This window comes from Paracrocinitomix mangrovi (genome assembly GCF_019740355.2).
GTDB lineage: Bacteria > Bacteroidota > Bacteroidia > Flavobacteriales_D > Crocinitomicaceae > Paracrocinitomix > Paracrocinitomix mangrovi.
Genome location: NZ_CP091819.1, coordinates 886,184 through 897,491, shown reverse-complemented (window position 1 = coordinate 897,491; position 11,308 = coordinate 886,184). Strand labels below are relative to the sequence as shown.

The following is an 11,308-nucleotide window of genomic DNA, read 5'->3' as shown; positions in this document are numbered from 1 at the left end:
TATGTTTAAAGACAATTCTCTCAAAGGGGCAAAAGCTTATTTTAAAGAGAAATTAATTTCAAAGTTTAGTGAAAGAGATATTGATATCTTTTTTGAGATGTTGAATGTATCCTACTTTAATCTAACAAAAACCAATTTATTAAAAAATGAACATAGGTTCTCTGAATCTGAATTACTCAAAATTAAAAGGGTGGGGGATCTTCTTTTGGAAAACAGACCCATTCAGCAGATTTTAGGAGAAGTAGAGTTTTATGGTCATCTTTTTAAAGTCAATGAAAATGTTTTGATTCCCAGGCCTGAGACTGAAGAATTGGTTGATCTGATTCTTCAAAGAGAATCCAATGGGAAAATCCTGGATATAGGAACGGGTTCTGGAGTTATTCCTATTACACTGAAGTTGATAAACAATGATTTTGAAGCAAGTGGGGTAGATGTGTCACAAGAAGCCCTTGAGGTGGCAAAAGAGAATGCTCAAAAACTAAATTGTAATGTCAATTTCTTTTATGCGGATGTCTTAAAAGATAATATTAAGGATGAGTATGATATTGTAGTGAGTAACCCTCCATATGTTTTAGATTCTGATAAAATAGAAATGGAAGCAAATGTTTTAGAGCATGAACCTCACTTGGCTTTATTCGTTCCTAATGAAGATCCATTAAAATTTTATAAAGCTATTCTTGATCAAGCCAAAAGAATTTTAAAATCAAACGGAAGTATATATTTCGAATTTCATGAGTTGTACGGAAGTGAAATGAAAGGTTTACTGGAATCAAAAGGCTACATTTCTGTTGAGGTAATAAAAGACATGCAGGGCAAGGACAGAATGTTATATGCAAAAAAAAGCCCTGCTATATAAGCAAGGCCTTTTTCATAGTTTGAGTTAGATTTTATCTCTTTATTACTTTTCTCGTAATTGTTTTCTCGTTAGCTACCAATCTGATGAAATATACACCAGTTGCCAAATCAGTCATTTCAAAAACATGTTTTGAACTATTTAACTGTTGGTTGAATACCAATCTTCCGTTAGCATCTCTTAGTTCAATCATTTCAAATAACTCAGGATTTTCAATATAAACATTTAAATCACTTTCAGTTGGATTTGGATAAATGGTAATTAATCCTATTTCTTCATCTTGAATTGAAGTAGTTGTTTCACCACCTGTAAAGATCGCTGAAGAGTTATTAGATCTTGATGAATTGTAATCTTGTGCTTTAGAAGATGTACAAACTGAAGCTAAGTTGAAAGATACAATGTAATCCAATCCTGCAGTTACAGGAGGCGTATCTGTCATACTTAATTGTGTAGTTCCATAAGTACCTATCAATTGCCATCCATTGGTATTGTCAAATCTGAATAAATCTACATCAGTATAAGTGATTCCTTCATATTTGTCCCATGAAACATTATAGTCTGTTCCGTTTGAAGTATTGGCAACAATGTGAATAGTTTTATGAATAAATGAAGGGAAACTTTCATTTCCGCAGGCATCATAAGTAGTCAAGTAATATCTCCAAGATCTATCCATTGGTGAAGCAGCATTATCAATAAAAAATGATTCTAAAGCGTAAGGTCTTTCTGCTACTTTTTCAAATACTCCTTGTTGTTGAGTTTCTCTGTATACATTAAATCCGTCAATTGTAGAAGCAAATCCCGGATCTTTTTCCCAAATAACTTGATTGTAAGTATAAGAAGTGTCAACAGTTAAAAGGCAGATAGAAGGTTGATATGGTTTGTTGTATCCTACCGTTACCTTTTCTGATGTGTAACATCCATTAACGTCAGTTGCTGTTACAATATAAGTTCCTGCTCCGATATCTGTTAAGTCCTCTGTAGTTTGACCTGAGCTCCAACTAATTGAAGCAATTGGATTAATATTTTGCAATATTGCCATATCAATAGCACCATTGGTTTGACCACAATTCGCTTGGTCAACTGAGTTAAGCCATACATAAGGAGCACCATAGTCCATTACATTCGTAGACCATGTCATTGAGCATCCTGAAACAGCATCTGTAACAGTACATGTGTGAATTCCTACCCCAGGATTAGTGAAGTCTTCCATAGTTGAAGCACCAGAATCCCAATCCCAAGTATATGAACCAGAACCACCAAATGTAGAGATATCAATCAATGAATTGAATTGCCCAGTTGAACAGTCTTCACCTTGAATTTGGTTGACACCAATTTCTAATGGAGCTGGATTTCCAACGTTATAAGTTTTGAATGCCTGACAGTTTCCAGTAGTGTGAATGTGTACAGTATATTCTCCTCCGGCTAATCCTGTCAAGTCTTCAGTTGTTTGTCCAGTTGACCATAAGAAGTAATCTGGTGTTCCACCGGCAACAGTGATATCAATTGCTCCATCTCCTGATCCTGGACAGTTTTGATCAGTAATAATTTCTGTAACAGTTAAATCAGCATCACTAACGGGTGCAGCTATTTGGGATGTACATCCATTTCCATCTGTTACAGTAACGTAATAAGCTCCTGAAGATAGGTTGTTAACTGTTGAAGCTCCTGCTGAAAGTGATTCAGAGAATCCGGTTGTCCAGTACACATCAAATGGAGCATATTGTCCGGTAATTGTAACTGAAGCTGATCCATCCGCACTTCCACATGTAGCATCAGTAGTATTAACACTTAAATCTGGTGCCATAACAATATTTGGAGAAGCAAAAGCGTATGCCACACATCCTGCTGTATTAATATAATCATAACTAACTCCATCATTTGCTTCAGACATATAGCTTTGAATATCAAAAGAGCCATTTGTAATAATTGTTTGATCTATTCCCCAATAGTACTCTCCCGGTCCGGGTGTAGCATATTGAGTAATGTCAACCGGATTATCAGTTGAACAAAAAGTTACGCCAGATAAATCCAATGATGCTGTTAATTCTCCATACAAAGGAATGTTTCCTACTCCGTCAAAAGTATTTCCTCCATCTGCGGTTGAATTTCCATTAATATAAAACAATAAGTTGTCCTCTGATAATTGATCAATAGGCGCAAAGTATGTTGAAATTGATTTAAGTTTAAACGTTCTCAAAGTAGCTCCTGGAACATATGGTGGCTCTTCTACAATCATATATTGAGCATCAATATATCCTAGATCTGCTCCAATACCAGATAAATAAGTACTGTCTCCATCTAAATCTTCAATTGTGACAGTTAAAAAGTGTTTTTCATATCCACTATAACAAAGTGTATCAACAATTTCATAACTCGCTATAGTTGGTAGATTTTGGGCTGATGCGCTAATGCTAGTCAAAAGAACCGCAGAAGCAAATATTTTTTTGAACATGTTTTGGTCTTTAATAGATATGTAAAATTAACGTATTTGTAGAAGATAAGGTTGGTTTTATCTTTAAAATAATATTAATAATCGAAAATTATATAAAAAAATCCCGCTCTAAAACCTTTAGAACGGGATGTTTCTCATTGTGAATAACTTACGTTAAATGTTTTCAATCACCATGGCAGATGCTCCACCACCTCCGTTACAGATTCCGGCAGCACCATATTTACCATTATTTTGTTTTAAGACATTGATCAAGGTTACAATTATTCTTGATCCTGAATTTCCAAGAGGATGCCCTAAAGATACAGCTCCACCGTTTACATCTACTTTGCTAGGATCTAAACCTAATTCTTTTGTGTTGGCAATTCCAACTACTGAAAAAGCCTGATTTAATTCCCAGTAATCAATATCTCCAATAGCTAGTCCTGCTCTTTTTAAAGCAACAGGTACTGCTAAAGATGGCGCCATAGTGAACCAATCCGGTTCTCTTGCCGCATCTCCATATCCTTTAATTTTTGCAATTGGTTTTAAACCGTGTTTTTCAACTGCCTCGGCAGAAGCCAATATCAAAGCTGAAGCTCCATCATTTAAAGTGGAAGCGTTAGCTGCTGTTACTGTTCCTTCTTTGTCAAATACCGGACGTAATTGAGGAATCTTGTCCATGTTTACGTTTTTGTACTCTTCGTCTTCTGCTACAACGATAGGATCACCTTTTCTTTGAGGAACTTCAACAGGAACAACTTCATCATTAAATTTTCCAGCTGACCAAGCGGCTGCAGCTCTTTTGTATGAATCAATTGCAAAAGCATCTTGTTCTTCTCTTGAGACATTTTTTTCTGTAGCACATTTTTCAGCACATACTCCCATATGTACCTGGTTATAAACGTCAGTTAAACCGTCTAACACCATTCCGTCTTTTAACTTGATATCTCCTAGTTTAACACCATTTCTTCCATCTAAATAATGAGGAACCTGTGACATATTTTCCATACCACCAACAACTACTATGTCATTGTCTCCAGTCATTATACTTTGTGCTCCAAAAGAAATAGCTTTCATTCCCGAAGCACAAACCTTATTAATAGTTGTGCAAGGAACGTTTTCGCCGATTCCTGCTTTTAATGCTGCTTGTCTTGCAGGAGCTTGACCAGTTCCTGCTTGCAATACATTACCCATAAATACTTCATCAATAAGATTTGCACTAACATTTCCTTTTGATAATGCACCTTTTATAGCAATTGAACCTAATTGAGGAGCAGGTACTGTTGACAATGCACCCATGAAGCTTCCCATTGGAGTTCTGGCTGCACTTATTATATAAACTTCTTTCATTTGATTGAATTTTTCTACTGATTTTGGCTTGCAAATTTAGTCAAAAAATTACGTTTTCGTGAAGCTCTTCAATTAACTAGGTATTAAATCGATATAAATTTGTTTGAATCAAAAGGAAAGACTATCTTTGCGACCCCATTTCAAAAGGGTTGAAACGGGAAACAAAAAACGAAACCGGATTCGTTATGTTAAACACTCTCACTTTCCGGTAAGTGAGATACAAATCGGAGCCACATGGCAGAAGAGGAAAAAACAACAAAGTCTGCTGAGAAATCAGAAGACACAAAAAAAGCAGCAGCTAAAAAAACTACAGCAAAGAAATCTACAGCTGCTAAGTCCACTGAAAAGAAATCGGACGAAAAATCTACAACTAAAAAAACAACTACAGCTAAGAAAACAACTACAGCTAAAAAAACTACTGCTAAAGATGCAGAAGAAAAAGCTGAGAAAGTTGATGTAGCTGCAGAAGTACAAGAAGTAGAAGAAAAAGCTGCAAAAACAACTAAGAAAGCTGCAGCTAAAGTAGAAGAACCTGTAAAAGAAGAATTTGATTGGTTTGCTTACGAGAATGATGGTCACACTGAAGCCGAAGTACAAAAATTAAATGAAGTTTACGATTCTTCACTAACTCAAATTGAAGAAAAGGAAGTAATTGATGGAACTGTAATTGCATTAACTTCAAAAGAAGTTGTTGTAAATGTTAATTACAAATCAGAAGGAGTAATTCCTATCAATGAATTCAGATACAATCCTGATCTTAAAGTTGGTGATTCAGTTGAAGTATTTGTTGAACAATTAGAAGACAAATACGGACAATTGGTATTGTCACACAGAACTGCAAGAACGCACAGAGCTTGGCAGAAAGTAAATGATGTATTAAAATCAGGTGAAGTAATTACTGGTTTTGTTAAATGCAGAACTAAAGGTGGTTTAATTGTTGACGTATTTGGAATCGAGGCATTCTTGCCAGGATCTCAAATTGATGTTAAACCTATTAGAGATTACGATCAGTTCGTAGGAAAGAACATGGAATTCAAAGTTGTTAAAATCAACCACGAATTTAGAAATGTTGTTGTTTCTCACAAAGCGCTTATTGAAGCTGAGCTTGAAGAGCAAAAGAAACAAATCATTGGTGGTCTTGAAAAAGGTCAGGTTCTTGAAGGAACTGTTAAAAATATTACTTCGTACGGAGTATTTATTGACTTAGGTGGTGTTGATGGATTGATCCACATTACAGATTTATCTTGGGGTAGAGTTAACCACCCAGAAGAGATCGTAACATTGGATGAGAAAATCAACGTTGTAATCTTAGACTTTGATGATTCTAAAAAGAGAATTGCTCTTGGTTTAAAACAATTACAAAGCCATCCTTGGGATGCGTTGGATGACAACCTACAAGTTGGAGACAAAGTAAAAGGTAAAGTTGTTGTAATCGCAGATTACGGTGCTTTCGTTGAAATTGCTCCTGGTGTTGAAGGATTAATCCACGTTTCTGAAATGTCATGGTCACAGCACTTAAGATCAGCTCAAGACTTTATGTCTGTAGGTGATGAAGTTGAAGCTGTAATTTTGACTTTAGATAGAGAAGAAAGAAAAATGTCATTAGGTATCAAGCAATTAATGCCGGATCCTTGGGCAGATATCGATCAAAAATATCCTGTTGATTCTAAACACAAAGCAACAGTTAGAAACTTTACTAACTTCGGTGTATTTGTTGAATTAGAAGAAGGTGTTGACGGATTGATTCACATTTCTGACCTTTCTTGGCAAAAGAAAATCAAACATCCATCAGAATTCTGCAAAGTAGGAGATGAATTAGATGTTGTAGTTCTTGAATTAGACAGAGATAACAGAAGAATTGCTTTAGGACACAAACAATTGGAAGCAAATCCATGGGATGAGTTCGAAGCAGAATTTGCTGAAGGAACTGTTCACGAAGGAACAATCATTGAAGACAAGAAAGATAAAGCAGCTGTTGTAGCTCTTCCTCATGGTGTTGAGGCTATTTGCCCTAAAAAGCACATGAAGAAAGAAGATGGAAGCAACGCTACTGTAGACGAGAAATTACCATTCAAAGTTATTGAGTTCAACAAAGACGGAAAGAAAATTGTTGTTTCTCATACTAGAACTTTTGAAGAAGGAGATGATCGTCCTACTAAGAAAAAAGGTAAAACAGGTGGTGGAAGCAAAGCCGTTGAGGAAATCAATAGCTCAAATGAAAAATCTACATTAGGAGATTTGGATGCACTATCTGCTTTAAAATCTGAAATGGAAGAAGGAGAAAAATAAATCCTTTTACCTAAATAATTCTAAAAGGGAGGCTTTAAAAGTCTCCCTTTTTTATTTTAATACGTATTATACTTCGTGAACGAGATTTACAATAGATTGATTGAAGTTGCAAGCGATAAGCTTTATAGCAATGAACTTAGTGATAGACATGATTATGTTATCAATCTAGTTGACACTGAATTGCAATCTAAAAAGAGTCCAACTGAATTGGATGTGTTTAAAGAAGTCAAAGTTGCGCTCAATCAATATTGGGACATGCGTAAAAGGATGTTGACTAATCAAGTAAGCAATGATGATAGAAAAATGCTATCAATGTGTATCATTGGCTTAAACGGCAAAATATCTTTTCCTATTGAAGAACGTCTGAAAGATATAGACTATAAAAAATTATCCAATTACGAGTACAAGCTTTTAAAGGATGATCATTTAGTCAGTTTGATTGAGATAAGTCTATACATGAATGAGTCTGTAGGTTGGTTGATGGAGTACCTACTGGATGATACCAAATAAAAAACCCGCAGATGAAAATCTGCGGGTTTTCTATTTATTAAGTATTGTTATTATTTCAATACAATTCTTGAAACTGCTGTTCCTTCAGAAGTCATGATTCTCATCATGTAAATACCTCTTTCTTCAGAGCTTAAATCAAATGTATTGTTGTAATAGCTTGAGTTTTGGTTGATTAATTCACTATAAACTAATCTTCCGTCAATGCTAATAATGTTAATTGATACTACACTAACACCTGACTCTAATGACAACTGAACATCAAATTGTCCTTGAGTTGGGTTAGGGAATAAGTTCATTTCAGAGATACCGTTGTACTCTTCAATGCTAGCACATTCTCCAAAAATTACTAATACAGTATCAGTCCATGTACAGTTGTTTCCATCTGTAGCTGTTACAGTGTACTGTCCGTTAGCTGTAACACTTTCTGTTGCACCTGTATTTCCAGAAGGAGTCCAATAGAAATTAGACAATCCCGGTCCTGGATCTAAAACAACAGCTCCAGTTGCAGCACATGCTACAGTGTCTTCACCTAGATTCACAGCAGCAGCAGGAGTGATGTTAGCTTGTACCGGAGTTCTGATATCTGAACAAGCAAAACTTCCGAAGTAAACTGTTCCGTTGAACAATCTTGGATAGTTTAATCCACCAAATGAACTACATAATCCTGTACCTGCAGTTACAGTAATGTCACCAGCAATGTTTGTATAGTCTGTACTTACTGTTCCTGTTGTGTATGAAGCTGCATATTCAAGGTAGATTCCAACAGTTTGTCCAGCAGGTAGGTTAATTGGATTATTCAAAGCAAGATAAGTTGAAGGAGATCCTGTACCACCAGAAGTGATAGTGTATGATCCTTCAGTTGTCCATGCACCTGCATTTGTTTCGTTTCCAAGATGTGATCCCATAATGTAGTGAACAGTCACAGGAAGTGGGTTACCAGCAGTTACTGTTGATCCCATATCAAATCCTGAAATTACTGTACCATTAGTTGCAGTTACATCAAACATTGATCCACCACCACAAGAGTTACCTGCAGCATAAGTAGTTTGAATAGTATCTAAACCATTTTGTGGATACTGTAAGTAATATGTGTCTTGAGCAGTGATTGAAGGAATAGTATATACATTTCCAGTTCCTACTAAGTTACCACCTGTTGCAGCATCATACCACTCATAGTTAGAAGTATATGTAGAATCTGCATATAAGTTAGTTACGTCAAATCCACAACTTGGATCAGAACCAGCTCCTTGAGGCTCAAAAGGTACAAATGAAGCTGCCATTGATACTGTATCATTAGAAATGTTTTGATCGTTTGGATAAACTGTATAAGCAGTAATCATTACATCTCCACCGTTGTACGTGTCAATTGTTCCAACCAATACTGTATCAACTTGGTTAAAATTGATTGTGTTAGTATAAGTTGTGTTTAAAGTAGCAGTAACTGCTCCAGTAACTTCAACTACAATAGGTAAACTAGTAATTGGAGTAGCATAGTTTGTTACGGCAACTTTAATTTCAGTAGTTGCATTTCCACATTGGCTAGCTCCTGGTTGGATAATTTCAACCATAACTGCATCATCAGATAATGCGTTGAATTCATCAGCTCCCGGGTCAACGTTTGTTCCCATTGGTCTAGAATCACCATCAATATCAATAGTTACACCTACTGAGTTATCTCCTATATCATTAACTAATGGAGAGATAACGTGTAAGTCATCCATTGCAACGAATACAGGGTCAGTTTCTACTGAGTTAATATTTAAAGTTGGTTGTGCAGTTTGCCATGCAGTTAAATCAGCAATTGCTCCACCTTCATATACAAATAAAGCATTGTCTGTCCAGTAAACGTTGTAATCTGCATAGTTGAAATCAGACAATAAATCAACAGAAGCATAAAAAGCTTCATCACTTTCACTATAGAAAATATTGTTGATAATATCCCAGTTTTCACATGTAGATAATAAATAGAATGCTGGAGTCGAACTTCCGTAGTTAGCTACTGTATTGTGAACGAAACTAACTGAGTCAGATGCACTGATGTACATTCCGTAATCAGATTGACTGTAAATCATGTTATTCGCAAAATTTGATTTTTCAGTTACTGTAATACCTGCACTTACGTTAGCATAATATAAATACATACCATAATCCGGAGCTTTAATTGAGTTTCTCTCGAAATTAAAGTTGTTAACATAATATAAATACATTCCTTCACCTTGAGTGTTAAGAACTGAATCTACGTTATTTCCAATAATGTCAATAGAATCTTGGTAATAAGCATAAACTCCATAATCATCTACATTGTAGATAATGTTGTTTGTTACTTGGTTACCAACGCAGAAAGTAGTAGAAGTAGTCATTCCGTATAATGAAATTCCTCTTTCTCCTCCTGTAATTGTATTTCCGTCAAATACACAATGAGTTGATGATTGACCAGTAGAGTTATCATTAGTTGGATCATTTGAAGCCATAATTCCGGCAACATCAACAATATTCAATGAGTATTCCATTTCAATGTTACAATTCAAAATACTATCGTACTCAGCAACATTTGTTAAGAAAACTCCCCAAGCATCTGTTGTTCCAGTATTTCTAATAGTAAAGTTTTTGAAAGTAATGAAATCACCACCATCAAGGTTTACAGTTCCATTAGATCCTGTTCCATCATGTTGGATAGTTGTTGTTGAAGCATCACCTCCATCAAAAGTAATTGTGTTTGTTGCGCTTGCACCAAAAATTGAAGGTAAAACTACTGCTTCATTGTAAGTACCAGGAGCAACGTTGAACAATACTGGTCCATCAATTCCACAATTTGTTAAATCAGCTACTGCCTCAGCAAAGGTTGCATAATCAGGAGTTGTACCTCCAATTGCATAAGTACCATTCAAAGGAGTACAGAAATTAAAACATAAAGTATCATTTGATGGTACGTTATCTGTATTTCCATTTGGATTAGCTGTCCATACACAAACATCTGTATGACCTATTGGGAAGTTATAAGTTCCTAATATAATAGAAGATGATGTTTGACCTGATGTTAAAGCAGAAGGTAGTGTTGTAGGTGTCTGTAAAACTCCATTTACACTCCAGTTCACATCTCCGGTATTTACAGTGTTGTTACCATAGTTTTGAACTAAAGCTGATACGAACTGTACTCCCGGTGATACTGGATTAGTAGGTTGATCAATAGCTACAGGTGCTATATCATCAGCAATATCTACCATTATTTGGAAGTCATCAATAGCCATATCACTAGTAAAACTTGTTCCAGTTAATGCTGTGAATCTGAACTGAACAGTGTTTCCAATATATGATGTTAAGTCATGACTTGAAATTTGCCATAAATCCTGGTTATCTGTTCCAGAAAATAAGTTCGTCCAAGTAGTACCACCATCAGTAGTAATATCAAAAGACATTGTTCCCATTGTAGCTCCATACATGTGATACGCGAACTGCATTGATGCTGCAGTTGCTGCAGATGGAAGTAAAAATTCCGGGCTGTACAAATAAGCTACTTGACCATAACAAGAAGAGGTCTCAATTAGCATATACATTCCTGTACCTGTTCCCGGATTATAATCTACTGAAGGTCCAGTTGATCCAGAAGTAGTTCCTCCTGAGTCTCCTTCCCAATCAGTATCATCTGTTGTTTCATTTGTCCATCCAGGAGCCTGCATTGTGTATACAGCAGAACAAGATAATCCTCCCTGAGTCTCACCTTCAAAATCCTGAATGTAGGGGTAACTTGAAATTACCTGAGCGTTAGCATTAATACCTAAAAGTATTACTGCTAAAGCCCCAATTTTAAGTAAATTTTTCTTCATTGTATAAAATTTAATTAAGGGTTCACGTTAATTTAATTGGAAACAAAGTTA

At 35.6% G+C, this 11,308-nt stretch carries 6 protein-coding genes; 3 read left to right on the top strand and 3 right to left on the bottom strand.

Annotation, left to right across the window (positions count from 1 at the left end; translation table 11 throughout):
- The first annotated feature begins 1 nt into the window (after position 1).
- Positions 2-856 carry a peptide chain release factor N(5)-glutamine methyltransferase gene (gene prmC, locus K6119_RS03910; protein ID WP_221835556.1) on the top strand — a complete coding sequence of 285 codons (855 nt, stop codon included), beginning with the start codon at positions 2-4 and terminating at the stop codon, positions 854-856.
- A 31-nt stretch (positions 857-887) separates the two neighbouring features.
- Here prmC and K6119_RS03905 read toward each other — a convergent pair whose 3' ends face one another.
- A complete protein-coding gene (locus K6119_RS03905) occupies positions 888-3,305 on the bottom strand; it encodes a T9SS type A sorting domain-containing protein (RefSeq protein WP_221835555.1) in 2,418 nt (805 codons plus the stop codon).
- Between the two features lie 153 nt (positions 3,306-3,458).
- Positions 3,459-4,634 (bottom strand): acetyl-CoA C-acyltransferase, encoded by a 1,176-nt coding sequence (locus K6119_RS03900; RefSeq protein WP_221835550.1) that lies wholly within the window; start codon positions 4,632-4,634, stop codon positions 3,459-3,461.
- A 234-nt stretch (positions 4,635-4,868) separates the two neighbouring features.
- On the opposite strand from K6119_RS03900, the gene rpsA reads away from it, so the two are divergent.
- Entirely contained in the window at positions 4,869-6,923 is a 2,055-nt protein-coding gene (rpsA, locus tag K6119_RS03895; protein WP_221835549.1) for a 30S ribosomal protein S1, read from the top strand.
- 75 nt (positions 6,924-6,998) lie between these two features.
- Positions 6,999-7,433 (top strand): hypothetical protein, encoded by a 435-nt coding sequence (locus K6119_RS03890; protein ID WP_221835547.1) that lies wholly within the window; start codon positions 6,999-7,001, stop codon positions 7,431-7,433.
- Between the two features lie 50 nt (positions 7,434-7,483).
- On the opposite strand, the gene K6119_RS03885 is transcribed toward K6119_RS03890, so the two are convergent.
- On the bottom strand, positions 7,484-11,257 hold the full coding sequence (locus tag K6119_RS03885; RefSeq protein WP_221835545.1) for a T9SS type A sorting domain-containing protein: 3,774 nt from the start codon (positions 11,255-11,257) through the stop codon (positions 7,484-7,486).
- Positions 11,258-11,308 lie beyond the last annotated feature (51 nt).

Excerpts from the sequence above, each read along its gene's own strand:
- prmC (WP_221835556.1), top strand. The coding sequence starts at position 2 with ATGTTTAAAGACAATTCTCTCAAAGGGGCAAAAGCTTATTTTAAAGAG.
- K6119_RS03905 (WP_221835555.1), bottom strand. The coding sequence starts at position 3,305 with ATGTTCAAAAAAATATTTGCTTCTGCGGTTCTTTTGACTAGCATTAGC.
- K6119_RS03900 (WP_221835550.1), bottom strand. The coding sequence starts at position 4,634 with ATGAAAGAAGTTTATATAATAAGTGCAGCCAGAACTCCAATGGGAAGC.
- rpsA (WP_221835549.1), top strand. The coding sequence starts at position 4,869 with ATGGCAGAAGAGGAAAAAACAACAAAGTCTGCTGAGAAATCAGAAGAC.
- K6119_RS03885 (WP_221835545.1), bottom strand. The coding sequence starts at position 11,257 with ATGAAGAAAAATTTACTTAAAATTGGGGCTTTAGCAGTAATACTTTTA.